The sequence below is a fragment of the Streptomyces griseocarneus genome, from assembly GCF_014655595.1.
In the GTDB taxonomy this organism is placed as follows: Bacteria; Actinomycetota; Actinomycetes; order Streptomycetales; family Streptomycetaceae; genus Streptomyces; species Streptomyces griseocarneus.
Window position 1 is genome coordinate 75,367 of the sequence record NZ_BNBL01000008.1, and the last position, 17,693, is coordinate 93,059.

Annotated in this window: 18 protein-coding genes and 2 tRNA genes; 9 read left to right on the forward strand and 11 right to left on the reverse strand. The window is 69.4% G+C overall.

The window, feature by feature from the left end; all coding sequences use genetic code 11:
• Window positions 1-2: 2 nt before the first annotated feature.
• Window positions 3-2,624 carry a valine--tRNA ligase gene (locus tag IE295_RS20775; protein WP_190065218.1) on the reverse strand — a complete coding sequence of 874 codons (2,622 nt, stop codon included), beginning with the start codon at window positions 2,622-2,624 and terminating at the stop codon, window positions 3-5.
• A gap of 131 nt (window positions 2,625-2,755) precedes the next feature.
• Between IE295_RS20775 and IE295_RS20780 the strand changes: the two genes are divergently transcribed.
• From IE295_RS20780 to IE295_RS20795, 4 genes are all read left to right on the forward strand, one after another.
• Complete coding sequence (locus IE295_RS20780) at window positions 2,756-3,670, forward strand: hypothetical protein (RefSeq protein WP_190065219.1); 915 nt, start codon at window positions 2,756-2,758, stop codon at window positions 3,668-3,670.
• Between the two features lie 78 nt (window positions 3,671-3,748).
• Window positions 3,749-4,714, forward strand: a complete 966-nt coding sequence (locus IE295_RS20785; protein ID WP_190065220.1) for a hypothetical protein — start codon at window positions 3,749-3,751, stop codon at window positions 4,712-4,714.
• Window positions 4,715-4,863: 149 nt separating this feature from the next.
• A complete protein-coding gene (locus IE295_RS20790; protein WP_190065221.1) occupies window positions 4,864-5,829 on the forward strand; it encodes a hypothetical protein in 966 nt (321 codons plus the stop codon).
• 28 nt (window positions 5,830-5,857) lie between these two features.
• Window positions 5,858-6,730 carry a hypothetical protein gene (locus IE295_RS20795; RefSeq protein ID WP_190065222.1) on the forward strand — a complete coding sequence of 291 codons (873 nt, stop codon included), beginning with the start codon at window positions 5,858-5,860 and terminating at the stop codon, window positions 6,728-6,730.
• 52 nt (window positions 6,731-6,782) lie between these two features.
• Here the strand turns inward: IE295_RS20795 and IE295_RS20800 are convergent, their stop codons facing one another.
• Together IE295_RS20800 and IE295_RS34290 are read right to left on the reverse strand one after the other, a co-directional pair.
• Window positions 6,783-7,019 (reverse strand): DUF7848 domain-containing protein, encoded by a 237-nt coding sequence (locus IE295_RS20800; protein ID WP_190065223.1) that lies wholly within the window; start codon window positions 7,017-7,019, stop codon window positions 6,783-6,785.
• Window positions 7,016-7,324 carry a hypothetical protein gene (locus IE295_RS34290; RefSeq protein ID WP_224323351.1) on the reverse strand — a complete coding sequence of 103 codons (309 nt, stop codon included), beginning with the start codon at window positions 7,322-7,324 and terminating at the stop codon, window positions 7,016-7,018. Before IE295_RS34290 ends, IE295_RS20800 begins: the two co-directional genes overlap by 4 nt.
• A gap of 234 nt (window positions 7,325-7,558) precedes the next feature.
• Here IE295_RS34290 and IE295_RS20810 point away from each other — a divergent pair, with 234 nt between their 5' ends.
• A complete protein-coding gene (locus IE295_RS20810; protein WP_263453823.1) occupies window positions 7,559-7,795 on the forward strand; it encodes a GntR family transcriptional regulator in 237 nt (78 codons plus the stop codon).
• Window positions 7,796-7,797: 2 nt separating this feature from the next.
• Window positions 7,798-8,358 (forward strand): hypothetical protein, encoded by a 561-nt coding sequence (locus IE295_RS20815; RefSeq protein WP_190065225.1) that lies wholly within the window; start codon window positions 7,798-7,800, stop codon window positions 8,356-8,358.
• Here IE295_RS20815 and IE295_RS20820 read toward each other — a convergent pair.
• Both IE295_RS20820 and IE295_RS20825 read right to left on the reverse strand, forming a co-directional pair.
• On the reverse strand, window positions 8,355-8,888 hold the full coding sequence (locus IE295_RS20820) for a hypothetical protein (RefSeq protein WP_190065226.1): 534 nt from the start codon (window positions 8,886-8,888) through the stop codon (window positions 8,355-8,357). The genes IE295_RS20815 and IE295_RS20820 overlap by 4 nt on opposite strands.
• Window positions 8,889-8,983: 95 nt before the next feature.
• Complete coding sequence (locus IE295_RS20825) at window positions 8,984-9,697, reverse strand: APA family fibronectin-binding glycoprotein (protein ID WP_190065227.1); 714 nt, start codon at window positions 9,695-9,697, stop codon at window positions 8,984-8,986.
• A 127-nt stretch (window positions 9,698-9,824) separates the two neighbouring features.
• Between IE295_RS20825 and IE295_RS20830 the strand changes: the two genes are divergently transcribed.
• On the forward strand, window positions 9,825-10,745 hold the full coding sequence (locus IE295_RS20830; RefSeq protein ID WP_190065228.1) for a S41 family peptidase: 921 nt from the start codon (window positions 9,825-9,827) through the stop codon (window positions 10,743-10,745).
• A 196-nt stretch (window positions 10,746-10,941) separates the two neighbouring features.
• Here the strand turns inward: IE295_RS20830 and clpX are convergent, their stop codons facing one another.
• From clpX to IE295_RS20855, 5 genes are all read right to left on the reverse strand, one after another.
• Window positions 10,942-12,228, reverse strand: a complete 1,287-nt coding sequence (gene clpX, locus IE295_RS20835; RefSeq protein WP_086566545.1) for an ATP-dependent Clp protease ATP-binding subunit ClpX — start codon at window positions 12,226-12,228, stop codon at window positions 10,942-10,944.
• A gap of 213 nt (window positions 12,229-12,441) precedes the next feature.
• A complete protein-coding gene (locus tag IE295_RS20840) occupies window positions 12,442-13,110 on the reverse strand; it encodes an ATP-dependent Clp protease proteolytic subunit (protein ID WP_179198752.1) in 669 nt (222 codons plus the stop codon).
• 75 nt (window positions 13,111-13,185) lie between these two features.
• The gene (locus IE295_RS20845) at window positions 13,186-13,791 is read right to left on the reverse strand and encodes an ATP-dependent Clp protease proteolytic subunit (protein WP_190065422.1); all 606 of its coding nucleotides are present in this window, start codon (window positions 13,789-13,791) and stop codon (window positions 13,186-13,188) included.
• A gap of 451 nt (window positions 13,792-14,242) precedes the next feature.
• A complete protein-coding gene (gene tig, locus IE295_RS20850) occupies window positions 14,243-15,604 on the reverse strand; it encodes a trigger factor (protein ID WP_190065229.1) in 1,362 nt (453 codons plus the stop codon).
• A 145-nt stretch (window positions 15,605-15,749) separates the two neighbouring features.
• Window positions 15,750-15,826, reverse strand: a tRNA-Pro gene (locus tag IE295_RS20855).
• Window positions 15,827-15,978: 152 nt separating this feature from the next.
• Between IE295_RS20855 and IE295_RS20860 the strand changes: the two genes are divergently transcribed.
• A tRNA-Gly gene (locus IE295_RS20860) sits at window positions 15,979-16,052 on the forward strand.
• Window positions 16,053-16,121: 69 nt separating this feature from the next.
• Here the strand turns inward: IE295_RS20860 and IE295_RS20865 are convergent.
• Complete coding sequence (locus tag IE295_RS20865) at window positions 16,122-16,316, reverse strand: hypothetical protein (RefSeq protein WP_190065230.1); 195 nt, start codon at window positions 16,314-16,316, stop codon at window positions 16,122-16,124.
• 267 nt (window positions 16,317-16,583) lie between these two features.
• Between IE295_RS20865 and IE295_RS20870 the strand changes: the two genes are divergently transcribed.
• Window positions 16,584-17,654, forward strand: a complete 1,071-nt coding sequence (locus IE295_RS20870; protein ID WP_190065231.1) for an acyltransferase family protein — start codon at window positions 16,584-16,586, stop codon at window positions 17,652-17,654.
• The last annotated feature ends 39 nt before the right edge of the window (window positions 17,655-17,693 follow it).

Here is a 17,693-nt window from a genome sequence, read left to right on the forward strand (position 1 = left end):
CGTCAGCCCTTGGGCAGGCCCTCGAGCTGGGCGGTGATCCGCTCGATGTCGGCCTCGGCCTTCGACAGACGCGTGCGGATCTTCTCCACGGCCGCCTCGGCGGCCTTGGCGAGGAACGCCTCGTTGCCGAGCTTGGCCGTGCACTGCGCCTTGTCCTTCTCGGCCGCGGCCAGCGCCTTGGCCAGGCGCTTGCGCTCGGCCTCGACGTCGATCGTGCCGGACAGGTCGAGGGCGACCGTGGCACCGGCGATCGTCAGGGTCGCGGTGGCGTGGAAGCCGTCCTCGGCCGGCTGCAGGCGCAGCAGCTGGCGGATCGCGCCCTCGTGGGCGGCGAGCGAGGTGCCGGACAGGTCCAGCTTCGCCGGGACGCGCTGACCGGGCTGGAGGCCCTGGTCGGAGCGGAAGCGGCGGACCTCGGTGATCACCTGCTGGAGGTTCTCGATCTCGGTCTCGGCCCCGGCGTCACGGAACCCGCTGTCCTTGGGCCAGTCGGCGACGACGACCGACTCCTTGCCGGTGAGCGTGGTCCACAGCGCCTCGGTGACGAAGGGCATCACCGGGTGCAGCAGCCGGAGCGTGACGTCGAGGACCTCGCCGAGCACGCGCGCGGAGACCTTGGCCGGCTCGCCGCCGCCCATGAACGTGGTCTTGGACAGCTCGACGTACCAGTCGAAGACCTCGTCCCACGCGAAGTGGTAGAGGGCGTCGGTGAGCTTGGCGAACTGGTAGTCGTCGTAGTACGCGTCGGCTTCCGCGATGGCGGCGTTGAGGCGGGAGAGGATCCAGCGGTCGGTGGCCGACAGCTCCTCGGCCGGCGGCAGCTCGCCCTCGACCGTGGCGCCGTTCATCAGCGCGAAGCGGGTGGCGTTCCAGATCTTGTTGGCGAAGTTGCGGGAGGCCTGGACCCAGTCCTCGCCGATCGGCACGTCGGTGCCCGGGTTCGCGCCCTTGGCCAGGGTGAAGCGGACGGCGTCGGAGCCGTACTCGTTCATCCAGTCCAGGGGGTCGACGGCGGTGCCCGACGACTTCGACATCTTCTTGCCGAACTGGTCACGGACCAGACCGGTGAGCGCGATCGTGTGGAACGGCGGCTCGCCGTCCATCGCGTACAGGCCGAACATCATCATCCGGGCGACCCAGAAGAAGATGATGTCGTGGCCCGTCAGCAGGACGTCGGTGGCGTAGAACTTCTCCAGGTCCGGGGTCTTCTCCGGCCAGCCGAGCGTGGAGAAGGGCCACAGACCGGAGGAGAACCAGGTGTCCAGGACGTCCGGGTCCTGCGTCCAGCCCTCGCCGGCCGGCGGCTGCTCGTCGGGACCGACGCAGACGGTCTCGCCGTCCGGGCCGTACCAGACGGGGATGCGGTGGCCCCACCACAGCTGGCGCGAGATGCACCAGTCGTGCATGTTGTCGACCCAGTCGAAGTAGCGCTTCGACATGTCGGCCGGGTGGATCTGGACCTTGCCGTCGCGCACGGCGTCGCCGGCCGCCTTGGCGAGCGGCTCGACCTTGACCCACCACTGCATGGACAGGCGCGGCTCGAGCGTCGTCTTGCAGCGCGAGCAGTGGCCGACGGAGTGGACGTACGGGCGCTTCTCGGCCACGATCCGGCCCTCGGCGCGCAGGGCGCCGACGATCGCGGAACGGGCCTCGAAACGGTCCAGGCCGAGGAACGGGCCATGGACGGTGATCACGCCGCGCTCGTCCATGACCGTCATCGACTCCAGGCCGTGGCGCTGGCCGATGGCGAAGTCGTTGGGGTCGTGGGCCGGCGTGACCTTGACGGCGCCGGTGCCGAACTCGGGGTCGACGTGGGTGTCGGCGACGACCGGGATCGAGCGGTCGGTCAGCGGCAGCTTGATCCGCTTGCCGATGAGGTGGGCGTAGCGCTCGTCGTCCGGGTGGACGGCCACGGCGGTGTCGCCCAGCATCGTCTCGGCCCGGGTCGTGGCGACGACCAGCGTGTCCTCGCCCTCGCCGTACGTGATGGAGACGAGCTCGCCGTCGTCGTCCTGGTACTCGACCTCGATGTCGGAGATCGCGGTGAGGCAGCGCGGGCACCAGTTGATGATGCGCTCGGCGCGGTAGATCAGCTCGTCGTCGTAGAGCTTCTTGAAGATCGTCTGGACGGCCTTGGAGAGGCCCTCGTCCATGGTGAAGCGCTCACGGCTCCAGTCGACGCCGTCACCGAGGCGGCGCATCTGGCCGAGGATCTTGCCGCCGTACTCCTCCTTCCACTGCCACACGCGCTCGGTGAACGCCTCGCGGCCCAGGTCGTGGCGGGAGACGCCCTCCTTGCCGAGCTCGCGCTCGACCACGTTCTGCGTGGCGATGCCGGCGTGGTCCATGCCCGGCAGCCACAGCGCCTCGAAGCCCTGCATGCGCTTGCGCCGGGTGAGGGCGTCCATCAGCGTGTGCTGGAAGGCGTGGCCCAGGTGGAGCGAGCCGGTGACGTTCGGCGGGGGGATGACGATGGTGTACGCGGGCTTGTCGCTCTTGGCATCGGCAGTGAAGTAACCGCGCTCTACCCAGCGCTCGTACAGCGGTCCCTCTACCGCGGCCGGCGCGTACTGGGTCGGCAGTTCGGGGGCGCTGTCTGGTGTCTGCTGAGTGTTCTCGGTCACGGGGGGAATTCTACGGGGCGGGGGTGACAGCTCACGAACCCGTTTCCGCCCCGGCCCGGCCCCGCCGTAAGCGACGGATAAACGATCGTGAAGGATGGCCTACCCATGTCGGTCGAGTCGCAGAGGCAACGATGAGCCACCAGCAGCCGGGCCCGTACGGAGGCGGCATATCGCCGCAGCCGCCTCAGCAGCCGACCCCCTACGGACAGCCCGGCGGGTACGGACAGCAGGGTGCGTACGGGCAGCCCGGCGCCTACGGGCAGCAGCCCGGCGGCTACGGCTATCCCGGTCCGTACGGCCATCCGGGGATGCAGCAGGCTCCGTACCCGGCTCAGTACCCGGCTCCGTACCCGCCGCCGGTCCCGCCGCACGGCGGCGGCAAGGGCAAGGCCATCGGCATCGCGCTCGGCGCGGTGATCGTCGTCGGTGCCGTCGTGATCGGCGGCTTCCTCTTCTTCGCGGGCGGCAGCTCGGTCCCCGACGACGGCAAGCGCTACAAGCTGACGACGCCGGAGAAGGTCGTCGGCGAGTACGAGCTGGACCGCGAGGCGAAGCTGCCGGAGTTCGGCGCGGCCGCGAAGGACGACCTCAGGGGCATGGGGGTGGCCGACCCCGAGACCGTCACGGGGGTGTACCAGACCCCCGGCGCGAAGCTCACCGGCAAGCAGCTCAGGTTCATGGGCGCCTGGGGACGCATCAAGAAGCCCGAGGCCGTGGTGGACAACATGCTCACCGGCATGCGCACCGCCAACAGCAAGAAGTCCAGCCAGCTGGAGCTCACCGGCAGCCCGAGGACGGTCTCCCCGAGCGGCTTCGACGACGGCGTGATGAAGTGCCAGGCGGTCCGTCTGGTAGCCGCCAACACGCCGGGCGGCGAGCACCCCATGATGCAGCTGTGCGTCTGGGCCGACCACAGCACCACCGCGGCGGTGTTCTCCGTCGACATGGCAACCGCCATGGCGGGCAAGGAGACATCACTGGACGAAGCGGGCCAGCTCACCGCGAAGCTCCGCCAGGACCTGCGGGTGGAGATCCCGAAGAAGTAGCGCGACGCGCCATCGGCGAGGATGGCGCGCAACCGTACCGCCGCGAGTCCCGTGGCGGTGAGAGACGCGAAGGCAACGATGACCGACCAGCAGCCGAACCCGTACGGCGGTGGCATACCGCCGCAGCAGCCTCCTCAGCAGCCGCCGCTGCCGCCTCAGCAGCCCCAGGGGCAGCCCCAGCCCAACCCGTACGCCCAGCCGGGGCAGTACGCCCAGCCGAACCCGTACGCCCAGCAGCCGGGCATGCCGGGCGGACCGGGCATGCCCGGCCAGTACCCGCCGCAGATGCCCCCGCCGGTGCCCCCGCAGGGCGGCGGCAAGGGCAAGGCCATCGGCATCGCGGTCGGCGCCGTCATCCTCGTCGGCGCGATCGTGGGCGGCGGCATCGTCCTCCTGGGCGGCAAGGACGACAAGTCCGACGACGCCAAGCCCAAGGCGAGCGACACCCCGTCGGCGAGCGCGAGCAGCGCCGCCCCGTCCCCGACTCCGGTCGCCGGCAAGCGCTACAAGATCGCCACTCCGGACACCGTCCTCGGCGAGTACAAGTACGACGCCAGCGGCAGCAACGACGGCTTCGCCGGCAAGGACAAGAGCCAGCTCGCCATCGTCGGCATCAAGAACGCGCAGAGCATCGCCGGCGCGTGGAAGACCGACGGCGCAGCCCTCACCCGCAAGGCCCTGCGCCTGAGCGGCCTTTGGGGCGAGGTCGCCAACCCCGAGAGCACCGTGGACAGCATGTTCCTGAGCGTCTCGCTGGCCTCCAAGGACGACAGCAAGACCAAGCTCGAGGGCAAGCCGGAGGCCGTCACCCCCGCGGGGCTCGACGACGGCGCCGTGATGAAGTGCCAGAGGACGGAGATCAAGGACGCCACGGCGCCCAAGCCCATCAAGATGCCGCTGTGCATCTGGGCCGACCACAGCACGGTCGGCAGCGTCTTCGTGGTCGACGCGGCGAAGGTCCTCAACGAGGAGGACATCCCCCTCGACACCGCGGCCGACCTCACGGCGAAGCTGCGCCGCGAGACGCGCGTCGAAATCCCGTAACGGTCGGCCCCGGCAACGGAGACGGGACTGTTCCGAAACCGTTGCGTCCCCGAGGTAAGGCTGGGATAAGCCATCCGCAAGGATGTTGACCATCTGTCGCGTGAGCACCCCCACCGCTGTCGCGCACGCCCCCACCGAAGAGAGACACGATGACCTACCCCCAGCAGCCGGGCCCCTACGGCCAGCCTCCCCAGCAGCCGGCCCCGTACGGCCAGCCCGGTGCCCCCGGTTACGGCTACCCGCAGCAGCCCCCGGCGCCGGCGGCGCCGTACGGCGCCCCGCCGCAGCAGCCGCACCCGGGCGGCTGGGGCCAGCCGCAACAGCCGGGCATGCCGGGCCCGTACGGCCAGCAGCCGGGCATGCCGGGCGTTCCGGGCCAGTACCCGCCGCCGATGCCGCCCCAGGGCGGCGGCAAGGGCAAGACGATCGGCATCGTGGTGGGCGCCCTCGTGGTGGTGGGCGCCATCGTGGGCGGCGTCGTCTTCTTCACGGGCGCCGGGGGCGGTGACGGTGAGGTGAAGCCGTACACGATGGTGATGCCGGAGAAGTTGCTCGACGGGAAGTACACCAAGAGCACGACGCCGGGCGCCTCGGCCGGCAAGGACACCGAGGACATCACCGACGACAAGTCCGCCAAGGAGATGGGCATCTCCAACGGCACGGGCGTCAAGGGCAACTACACCAACGACCAGAAGCAGACGCTTTATGTCGCGGGCGCGTACGGCGAGCTCTCCGACCCCCAGAAGACGGTCGACGCCATGATCGCCAAGATGGACGAGGGCGCGAAGAAGAGCCAGTCCCAGTTCAAGGCGCAGGTCGAGACGGTCACTCCCTGGACCACGTTCACTCCGAGCGGCTTCGACGGCACGGTCGTGAAGTGCGAGACCAAGAAGTCCACGGTCTCCATGGGCGCGATGACCAGCTCCGCCGACGTCAGCATCTGCATCTGGGGCGACTCGAGCGCGGTCGGCATGGTCCGGCACTCGATCTCGAAGGTCTCGGGCGGCCTGTCCGGAAGCACGGGCCCCACGGGCGCCACCGGCAACGTCATGTCGGCCCAGGAACTCTCCGAGGCCACCGCCAAGGTCCGCAACGAGGTCCGCAAGGAGAAGTAGGCCGGCGACGGCCCTACGGGGGATTCACATGAGCCACAACCAGCCGGGCCCGTACGGCCCGCCACCGCCGATACCGCCGCAGCAGCCGCAGCCGTACGGCCAGCCCGGCCAGCCCGGCCAGCCCGGAGCCTGGGGCCCGCCTCAGCAGCCGGGCCCGTACTACGGCCAGCAGCCGATGCCGCCCATGCAGCCCCAGGGCGGACAGGGCGGCGGCAAGGGCAAGGTGATCGGTCTCGCGGTCGGCGCCGTTGTCGTGGTCGGCGCGATCGTGGGCGGCGTCCTGTTCTTCACGGGCGGGAGCGAGAGCGACGGCAAGGTGAAGCCGTACACGATCGTGATGCCGGAGAAGCTGCTCGACGGGAAGTACACCAAGCAGTCCGTCGACGGCATGAAAGAGACCGAGGACATCAGCAACGACGCCAAGGCCAAGGCGATGGGCATCGTCAACGGCATGGCCGTGAAGGGTGCTTACCGCAACGACGAGAAGCAGAAGCTCCGGGTGACCGGCCTCTACGGCGAGATCGCCGACCCCGCCAAGACGGCGGACGCGATGCTCGCGAAGATGGACGAGAACCAGAAGCGCAGCGCGGAGACGTTCAAGGCGAATATCGAGACCGTCTCACCGACCGCCGCCTATCACCCGGGCGACTTCGACGGCACGGTCATGAAGTGCCTGACCCAGAAGGCCGACAGGACCGCCGGCCCCACGTCGACCCACACGGAGGTCAGCACCTGCGTCTGGGCCGACAGCAGCGCGGTCGGCGTCGTCGAGCACCAGGTCACCAAGACGTCCGGCGGCATCGCCGGAACCGTCACCTCCGCCTCCGGCAACGTCATGTCGGCCAAGGACCTCGCCGAAGCCACGGCCGAGATCCGCAACGCGGTCCGCAAGGAAAAGTGACAGGCGACGGCCGCCGCGATGTCCGAGCCCGGCATCGCGGCGGCCGTTTGCTTCACCTGACAAGCGTTGCACGCCAGGGCCGGTGGATGATCTCACGGAAGGCCGTGTGGGACGGGTTGCGCCCTAAATGCCGGAAGGCCCAGTCGCGCGCGGTCTCGAATACCTCGTCGGCCCCGGACGACGCACCGCACGTGGTGCACCGCATCGCGAAGTCGACGGCCGGCGCCTCTGGCGTCACGTCGGGCCCGATCGTCCAGTCGGCCCACCGGATCACGGTGTGAGCAGTCAACTCCCCCACCTCCCGGCCGACTCCGCGTGGGTGACGGGTCGTACGTCTTCGGGCGCCGCCTCCCACTCCCGGCCGCCGCGCGGTGGTCGGAGTTGCAGCCGGGGGCCTTCGTGGCCCATGACCTGGCCGACCTTGTCGAGGCGCGCGTCGATGACCAACGCGCCCGTCTCCGGGACGGGTTGACGCTCGGGCACAGGGCAGCGGCATACGACCGGTTCGGCGTGATGGCGCCGGATGTCGATGCCGTGGGGGGTGACCAGGGCGAAGACGGCCTGCGGTTCCGACGGAGTCTCGGCAGCCGCCACCGTAATTCTGCGCGGTGAGAACGCCGCCCTTACTCGACGAACCAAGCGGGCGATAGAGTCCCTCACGTCATCAGCTCCTTGTTAGCTGGTGGACACGCCCCCGGACCGGTCGCACGGTCGCGGGGGTCTTGTGATTGAGGCCACTGTAGGCGCCTTGAGGCCCCTGTCTATAGCTAGATACTCGTTCGGGCCTCTATGTTCGATTGGGTGCGAATACATACCCTCCCTGCCGTGATGGAGTACGACCCGACGCGCCCCAAGTGGATCCAGATCGCCGATGTCATCCGGCATCGCATCGCAACCGGCGAGTACCCGCCGAACCACCTGATCTCCGAGGTCCGCATGGAGCAGGAGTTCGATGTCGCTCGCGTAACGGTCCGAAAGGTCACTGCGGCCCTCAGGAAGGAAGGCCTGATCGTCACGACGCCCGGCATGGGCTCGTTCGTGACCCCCCAGGCCCCCACCACCTGACCATGACGCCCTACTCCCTGGCGTTCTACATGGACGTCATCACCTCAGGAACAGTCCTCGGCGCGAAGCCGACGGACACCCCCGACCAGGTGGCGAAGCTCCTGGGGCCGGACTTCGCCGAGAACTCCTTCGACGTCCACAACATGTGGCGTGACTACGGTTTGACGGAGTTCTTCTGGAGCCGCGAGTCCGCCGAGCACCCGTGGGCGGGCCACCACTTCACGCTGCAGGTGCACCGGCTCGCATACGGGCGGAGCGATGCCGTCGAGAAGACGCTCCGGGCCCGGTACGGCCGGTTCGAGCGGCGGCTGCGGTTCGAGAAGCTGCAGCGTCTGCTGGCGAAGCGCGGCACACCGCTCGTCGAGGTCCCTTCGGACCAGTCGCCGCACTACCGCTGGTTCTGGCAGCCCGAGTCACAGGTAGCCGTCAGCGTCATCGGCGAGCGCGACGAGTACCTCACCCCGGGCAACCTCCGGATCGGTGACGTCAACAGCATCACGGCCCCGATGACTGTCGAAGAGGTGGAGTGGCGCAAGCTGCGCCTGCGGCAGCAGCACGGCTAGCGCTCGGGGGCTCGCCAGCGGGGGGCCTCGTCGTCGGGGGCGTCGGGGCTGGGGAAGTGGAAGGGCACGTCGAAGCGTTCGGCCAGGGCCTTGCCGGTGGCCGCGGCCTCCTTGGCCTGGGGCCACATTCCGTCCGTGTCCGGGCCGCGGCGGATCAGTGCCAGCTCCACCTCGTTCCGCGGGTCGTCGAAGAGGGCGACCAGGACCACGAACCAGCCGCTCGTGTCGCCGTCCCAGATCGCCTCCACCGCCACCGGGCGGCCGGGAAGCCCGGCAACGCGGGCGACCAGCGTCTCCACGTCCCGTGGCGGTTCCGGCGTGCGGACGATCCGGTCGGCCAGGGCCTCGTACCGGGCCGCCACCACGGCCTCGCAGTCGTACAGGCCGGGGCGCGGCGCCCGGGAATCGCCCCACAGCGTCTTCACCCCTTCCCACGTCTCGCGCACCGCCAGGATCCGGCTGTCCCGCAGCACGAGACCGTCCACCCGCTCACGCGTCGGCTCCGGAAGGGAGTACCACCACATCTCCATGCCGGCATTACATCCGACCCGCCCGTTCCCCCATGCGGCGGACCGGCTCCGGCGCATGCCGTCCGGGCGGCGGTTGGGCGGCAGGCGGCACGCCGCTAGCTCGCGGCCCCGCTCACGGTGGCGCTCTCGAGCACCTCGTCGACCGTCCGGTTCGCGCTCGGGCCGGCCGGCTGGGTGAGGCCGAGGAGGAAGGCAGAGTGGGTGGCGTCCACCGCGATGAGGGTCATGCGGAGGTGGGCCTCGCCGCCCTTGCCGTCGTTCACCTTCATCACCACCGTGTGCGCGGGGCGGCCGCTGACCGCCGTCGGGCGGGACTCCTCCCGTGTCGAGCTGCCGTCCGGATAGAAGAACTCGGCGTTCGAGCGGGCCGCCCGCTCTGCCTGCCGCTGCAGGTCGGCCTCGGGGATGGCCCCGGCCCGGCCGGCGAGGACGACGCTCCCGCCCTGGCTCCCGCTCCCGCCCGTGCCCGCACCCTCGCTGGGCTTCCCGGTGATCGACGAGGTGAAGGCGCTGATGAGCTTCTTCTTCTCCTCGTGCTTCCAGCCCTCGGGTATCGCGTAGGAGATCCCGGCCGCCTCGTCCGTCACCCGCGGCCGGCCGGCCAGCGGACCGTCGTCGCCGCGCGTCAGCCACCAGGCCGCGCCGCCCCCGGCCGCCAGCACGAGCACGATCACCGCGACGACCCCGGCCACCACGGCCCCGCGCGTCCGCTGCCGGGCCACCGGAAGCGGGAGCGCGGGCGGGAAGGGAGGTGGGTAGCCCGGGTGCGGCGGGTACGGCGGCGGACAGGCGGGAGGGGGCGTGGTCATGCCCCCAGCATGCCGCCCCCGCCGAGCCCCGCCCTGAGCGCTCCTACTCAGATCGCTACTCAGGCCTCCCGCATCCCGGCGAAAAATCCAGGATCACTCGCCGACATGCCAGCTACGATCACCGGCCATGCCTGCCAATACCCTTTCTCCCGCCCACATAATCGGCCGCGCCCTCGACCGCATCGCCGCCGGATACGTCTTCCCCGAACGGGTCGACGCCATGGACAGCGCGCTCCGGGCCCGCCTCGCCGACGGGGCGTACGACGAGCTCGCCGGCCCCGCCCTCTGCGAGGCCGTCACCGCCGATCTCCAACAGGCCTGTCCCGACCGGCATTTGCGGTTGCTGTGGCAGGACGAGCCGCAGTCCATGGAGCCGGCCGACGAGGACGACGGGAAAGCGGCGTTCCTGGCGCTCATGCGGCGCGAGAACCAGGGCGTGCAGCGCTTCGAGTTCCTGAACGACGGGATCGAGGGCGGGGTCGGCTACCTCGACGTCCGGCGCGTCGCCTACCCCAGCGAAGGGGCCCGTACGATCGGCGCCGCCATGGAGCTGGTGGCGAGCACCCGCGCGCTCGTCCTCGACCTGCGCGAGTGCCGCGGTGGCGCACCCGAAGGGGCCGCCATCTGGTGCAGCTACTTCTTCCCCGACGACTCGACGCACCTCAACGACATCTACGAGCGCGCCACCGACACCACCCGCCAGTACTGGACCGCCTCCCACCTGCCCGCGCCGCGCTACCTCGACCGGCCCGTGTACGTCCTCACCAGCGCCACCACCTTCTCCGCCGGCGAGGACATCTCCTACACCCTCCAGGCGCACGGCCGCGCCACGCTCGTCGGCGAGACGACCCGCGGCGGCGCCCACCCCACCGCCCGTTACCCCGTCACCGAGCACATCACCGTCACCGTGCCCTCCGCCCGCACCATCAGCACCGTCACCGGGACCAACTGGGAGGGCGTCGGCGTCGTCCCGGACATCCCGACGGCGGCGGGCGACGCACTCGAGGCCGCCCTGCGGCACATCGGGGAGCACCGCCCGAACGGGTGAACGCCACCCGCAGTCCGTGAGCGCATCATGACCTGCGCCTACATGGACACCCTGGGGTATTGGCTGGAGGCGGCTGTCACCGTGTCCACTGCCGAAGAGATCTTCGTCCACGGCGGCTGAGTCCTCACGACAAACCGCTGAGGGGGCGCCCCGCCATCCGGCCGGGCGCCCCCTCCTCCGTGAGTACTGGCGAGCGCTACGCGCTCTTCTCGTGCCGCTCCCCCGGCTCGTTGCCGCGCGTGCGCGGAACCAGCGTCGGGTTGACGTTCGACTGCACGACGTCCGCGGTGATCACGACCCGGGCGACGTCCTTGCGGGACGGGACCTCGTACATCACCGACATCAGGACCTCTTCCATGATGGCGCGCAGGCCCCGCGCGCCGGTGCCGCGCAGGATCGCCTGGTCGGCGATGGCCTCGAGGGCCGGGCGGTCGAAGTCCAGCTCCACGCCGTCGAGTTCGAAGAGCCGCTGGTACTGCTTCACCAGGGCGTTGCGCGGCTCGACCAGGATCTGCAGCAGGGCCTCGCGGTCGAGGTTGTGGACGCTGGTGATGACCGGGAGGCGGCCGATGAACTCGGGGATCATCCCGAACTTCACCAGGTCCTCCGGCATGACCTCCTGGAACTGGTCGCTGGCCTCGATCTCGCGCTTGGAGCGGATCGTGGCGCCGAAGCCGATGCCCTTGGCGCCCGCGCGCGACTCGATGATCTTCTCCAGGCCGGAGAAGGCGCCGCCCACGATGAACAGGACGTTCGTCGTGTCGATCTGGATGAATTCCTGGTGCGGGTGCTTGCGGCCGCCCTGCGGCGGGACGGAGGCCGTGGTGCCCTCGAGGATCTTGAGCAGGGCCTGCTGGACGCCCTCGCCCGACACGTCCCGTGTGATCGACGGATTTTCGCTCTTTCGAGCGACCTTGTCGATCTCATCGATGTAGATGATGCCGGTCTCGGCCTTCTTGACGTCGTAGTCGGCGGCCTGGATCAGCTTCAGGAGGATGTTCTCGACGTCCTCGCCGACGTAGCCGGCCTCCGTCAGGGCCGTGGCGTCGGCGATCGCGAAGGGGACGTTCAGCATGCGGGCCAGCGTTTGCGCGAGCAGCGTCTTGCCGGAGCCCGTGGGGCCGAGCAGCAGGATGTTGGACTTGGCGAGCTCGATGCCGTCGTCGCGGTTGTGGCCGCCGTTCTCGCCGGCCTGGACACGCTTGTAGTGGTTGTAGACGGCCACGGACAGGGCCTTCTTGGCCGCCTCCTGGCCCACCACATAGCCCTCGAGGAACTCGTAGATCTCGCGCGGCTTGGGAAGCTCCTCCCAGCGGACCTCGGAGGTCTCCGCGAGCTCTTCCTCGATGATCTCGTTGCAGAGGTCGATGCACTCGTCGCAGATGTACACACCAGGACCCGCGATGAGCTTCTTCACCTGCTTCTGGCTCTTGCCGCAGAACGAGCACTTGAGCAGGTCGCCGCCGTCACCGATGCGTGCCACGAGGTGCTTCCCCTTCGCCTGGGATCCGCCTTGCTCTGCGAACCCGGGTGCTTGCCTATCGACGGTACCTTGCCGGGCCCCCCGTGCGGGCCCCCCTTGCCCCTACTCGGCCAAGGGAGGGCCCGTCATCGGCGGCACGGTGGCCGAGACCGGACCGACCGGTGGATGAACCGGCCGGCGCGGTGCCGGGCCTTGCGGACCGATCGGATCCGATCAGACCGCGACGGACGACTTGCGCGTCGAGACGATCTGGTCCACGAGACCGTACGCCAGCGCGTCCTCAGCGGTGAGGATCTTGTCGCGCTCGATGTCGTCGCGGATCTTCTCGATCGGCTGGGTGGAGTGCTTGGCCAGCATCTCCTCCAGCTGGGTGCGCATGCGCATGATCTCCTGAGCGGCGATCTCCAGGTCGGAGAGCTGCTCCCGGCCCGTCTGGCTGGAGGGCTGGTGGATGAGCACGCGGGCGTTCGGCAGGGCCATCCGCTTGCCGGGGGTGCCGGCGGCCAGCAGGATCGCGGCGGCGGAGGCGGCCTGACCCATGCAGACGGTCTGGATGTCCGGCTTCACGAACTGCATCGTGTCGTAGATCGCCGTCAGGGCGGTGAAGGAACCACCCGGGCTGTTGATGTAGATCGAGATGTCGCGGTCGGGGTCCATCGACTCCAGGCACAGCAGCTGCGCCATGACGTCGTTGGCCGAGGCGTCGTCGATCTGGACGCCGAGGAAGATCACGCGCTCCTCGAAGAGCTTCGCGTACGGGTCGTACTCGCGCACGCCCTGCGAGGTGCGCTCGACGAAGCGCGGGACGACGTAACGGGCCTCGGCCTGCGGGCCGGTGTAGAGGCCGCTGGGGGACGAGATGTTCATGCGGGTGTTCACCATCCTGATGGCGGTCTGTGGGCTGAGGTACGGCTGATCGGCGGTACGGCCGGGCGCGGGGCCCGGACGGCCGGGGCGTCAGGCCCCGGTGCCGCCGCCGCCCGGAACGCCGGAGGCGTGGGTGATGATCTCGTCGATGATCCCGTACGCCTTGGCTTCCTCAGCGCTGAACCAGCGGTCACGGTCGCCGTCGCGGATGATCGTCTCCACGGTCTGACCGGTGTGCGCGGCGGTGATCTCGGCCATGCGCTTCTTGGTGCGCAGCAGCTGCTCTGCCTGGATCTTGATGTCCGAGGCGGTGCCGCCGAGGCCGGCGGAGCCCTGGTGCATGAGGATGTCGGTGTTGGGCAGCGCGAAGCGCTTGCCCGCGGTGCCGCCGGTCAGCAGGAACTGGCCCATAGAGGCGGCGAGGCCCATGCCGATGGTGACCACGTCGTTGGGGATGTACTGCATGGTGTCGTAGACCGCCATGCCGGCCGTCACCGAGCCGCCGGGGCTGTTGATGTAGAGGTAGATGTCCTTGGCCGGGTCCGCGGCCAGGAGGAGCATCTGCGCGGTGATCTTGTTGGCGATGTCGTCGTCGACCTGCTGGCCGAGGAAGATGATCCGCTCCCCGAGCAGCCGGTTGTAGACCTGGTCGCCGAGGCCACCACCGATGGCGATCTCACCGGCGGCGGAAGGCATCAGATTCGTCACGTATCCACCTGCTCGTCTCTGACGGCAACGGGCCGTCTCCGCGTCTTCTCTGGGGACCGGGGGGTGGCGTGGCCGGTACGGCGCCGGCGCGCTGCCATGTCTCCCCTGCCCTCGTATCTACGGACCCTAACGCGCTGGTCGGCAGGCGCCATCCCGCATCAGGAACTGTTCGCTCTGAGCGCAGGTTCGGGGCCTCTCACGGGCCCTGGCGGGGGCCCGGCAGCGGCCGGCCGTCCGGACGGGCCCACGGACGCACGGAGGGCCCGGTCGCGGCCCCCGCGCGCATGCGGCTGGGGAGTGCGACCGGGCCCGTCCGTAAGGGGCTCCGTGCGGAGCGGAAGGCTCCGCGGAAGCGGCCGGGCTCCGTACGAGCGGCGCGAGGACTCCCTCACGCCGCCCGGGGGTGCCGTGGCCGCTCAGGTGAGCGGCGAGGCGAGGCTCAGGCCTCGGTGTTCTCGTCCGCGGCCTCGACGGTCTCGGCAGCCTCGTCCTCGTCATCGAGGTCGACGACCTCGCCGTTGGTGTCCTTCACCGTGGCGGCCTCGACGACGGTCGCGAGGGCCTTGCCGCGGGCGACCTCACCGACGAGCATCGGGACCTGGCCCTGCTCGACGACGGCCTGCGCGAACTGGTCGGGGCTCATGCCGGAGGACTGGGCACGGCGGACGAGGTGCTCGGTGAGCTCCTCCTGGCCGACCGAGACCTTCTCCTTGTTGACGATCTCGTCGAGGATGAACTGGGTCTTGATGCCCTTCTCGGCCTGCTCCTTGAGCTCGGCGTCGAACTCCTCGGCGGACTTGCCCTGCATCTCCAGGTACTTGTCCAGGTCCATGCCGATCTGGCCGAGCTGGTGGTGCTCGAGGTTGTGCTTACGAGTGTTGACCTCGTCCTCGAGCAGCTTCTCGGGCATCGGGACCTCGACCAGCTTGATGAGCTCGTCGAGGACCTTCTCCTGGGCCTGGGTGGCCTGGTCGAACTTCTTCATCCGCTCGAGGCGCTTGCGGCTGTCCGCCTTGAGCTCCTCGAGGGTGTCGAACTCGCTGGCCAGCTGGGCGAAGTCGTCGTCCAGCTCGGGCAGTTCGCGGGCCTTGACGGACTTGACGTCGACCTTGATCTCGGCGTCCTTGCCCTCGGCGCTGCCACCCTTGAGCTGCGAGGTGAAGGTGGCGGAGGCGCCGGCCTCGAGGCCCTTGACGGCCTCGTCGATGCCGTCCAGCAGCTGGCCGGAACCGATGGTGTAGTCGACGTCGGACGCGACGCCGTCCTCCAGCACCTCGCCGTCGACCTTGGCCTCGAGGTCCACGGTGACGATGTCGCCCTCGGCGGCGGCGCGCTCGACCGGGGAGGTGGTGGCGAAGCGGTCACGCAGCTGCTCGACCGACTTCTCGACGTCCTCGTCGGTGACCTCGACCGGGTCGACGGTGACCTCGATGCCGGAGTAGTCCGGGATCTCCAGGGTCGGACGGACGTCGACCTCGGCGGTGAAGGCCAGCAGCTCGCCGTCCTTCAGCTCGGTGATGTCGACCTCGGGCTGACCCAGCGGGTTCAGGTCGGCCTCGTTGACCGCCTCGGTGTAGAACTTCGGAAGCGCGTCGTTGACGGCCTCCTCCAGCACCGCACCGCGGCCGAAGCGCTGGTCGATGACGCGCGCCGGGATCTTGCCCGAGCGGAAGCCCTTCACCGTGACCTGCTGGTTGATCTTCTTGTACGCCGCGTCGAGGCTGGCCTTGAGCTCCTCGAAGGGCACCTCGACAGTGAGCCGAACCCGAGTCGGGTTCAGGGTCTCCACGGCGCTCTTCACGGTTCGGTCTCCTTGGGGCTGACTGCTGGGTTTCTGCTGCTCATCGGATAGTGATGGTCAGCGGACCGCGCCCGGTAGGAAGACACACGGACGCGCAGCTTGCATAGTAACCGCAAGCAGGATGGGCCCCACAATGTGATCTTGCTGGTCGGGGTGGCCGGATTCGAACCGACGACCTTCCGCTCCCAAAGCGGACGCGCTACCAAGCTGCGCCACACCCCGTCGGTGCGAGACGTAGGGTACATGCCCCCGGGGGTGTCGGACGCCGCTCGACCGGAGCGCGGACCGGGTCGCGGAGGGGGGACGTGCGGCGCACGGCGCCGACCCGCTACGATGCACTGCGTGCCGCTCCGCTCATGCGATCTGCGGCGCACGCGGGCGTAGCTCAATGGTAGAGCCCCAGTCTTCCAAACTGGCTACGCGGGTTCGATTCCCGTCGCCCGCTCCAACGATGCCTCCGGTCCCGGCCGGAGGCATTCTTTTTGCCCGGCGCCCCCTCGGAGCGTCGGAGTGCCCCTCAGAACTTGATGCCGTTTATGGTCTGGGCGATCGAGTCCAGAAACCGGTGGATCGACGGCGCCATGCCCGTGGAGGCGAGGAAGAAGCCGAAGAGGATGGCGACGATCGCGGGCCCCGCCTTGATGTTGTTGCTGCGGATCATCACCACCAGGATGATCGCCAGGAGCAGCACCACGGACAGTGAAATGGCCACAACTGATCACACCTTCGGTCGGTAGCCTGGCCGGGCCCGGGAGCCACGCCGCCCCGCACGCCCCCACTCTGTCGGACCATCGTGCCACCAACTCCCCTGCCCCGGGGATGCCCTGATGCCGCATCGGGGGATTATCAGGGGTGCCAAGGGTCCGCTACGGTCGGATTCCATGCGGACGGAGTAAAAGTCCGACCATATTGAGAGTCTCTCCGGTGGGGTGGGGACAAGGGTTTTACCGGCCCCGCATCGGCGGCTAGGGTGCCTCGAATGTCCCCCACCGCCACTCCTGCCACGGTGGCCCCCGCTCCCGAGCCGCCTGTCGCGGCGGCCGGCGCCCCGGCGGGGCGCGACCCGTTCTTCGACAACGCGAAGTACCTGGCGATCGTCCTGGTCGCCCTGGGTCATGCCTGGCAGCCGCTCACCTACACCAGCCACGCGGCGTCGGCGCTGTACTACACGGTCTACGCCTTCCACATGCCGGCCTTCATCCTCATATCCGGCTATTTCTCGCGGAGCTTCGACCTCAGTCCGGCCAAGGTCAAGCGCCTGATCACGGGCGTGGTCGTGCCGTACGTGGTCTTCGAGGTCGCCTACACCTACTTCCAGCACTGGGCGGAGGACGCGCCGCCGGAGGCCGTCTCGCTGACCAACCCCTGGTACCTGAACTGGTTCCTGGCGGCGCTGTTCATCTGGCGGCTGACCACGCCCATCTGGAAGGTGGTGCGCTGGCCGGTGCCGATCTCCTTCGTGATCGCCATCCTGGCCGCGGTCTCCCCCGACGTCGGCAACGACTTCGACCTGCAGCGGGTGCTGCAGTTCCTGCCCTTCTTCGTGATCGGGCTGCACCTCAAGCGCTCCCACTTCGACCTGGTGCGCCGGCGCTGGGTGCGGATCGCCGCCGTGCCGGTCTTCGCCGCGGCGATCGCGGTGGCCTACTGGCAGCCGCCGCAGTTGAACACCGAGTGGTTCTTCCACAACGACAGCGCCCAGGGCCTGCACGAGCCGGCCTGGACCGCCCCGGTCGTGCTCCTCGCCCTCTTCGCCTGCGCGGCCGTGCTCACGGCCTGCTTCCTCGCCTGGGTGCCGCGCCGGACGATGTGGTTCACCGCGCTGGGCGGCGGCACCCTGTACGGGTTCCTGCTGCACGGCTTCCTGATCAAGCTCTCCCGGTGGTGGGAGTGGTACGACGCCGCCGACTGGATCCGCAAGCCGGTGGGCGAGGTCGTGGTGACCCTCCTCGCGATCGCGATGATGACCGTGCTGTGCACCGCGCCGGTGCGGCGGGTGTTCCGCTGCGTGATGGAGCCGCGGATGGACTGGGCGTTCCGCAAGGGATAGCCCCGGCGTACGACGTGAAGGAGGCCCGGCGCCGGAAGG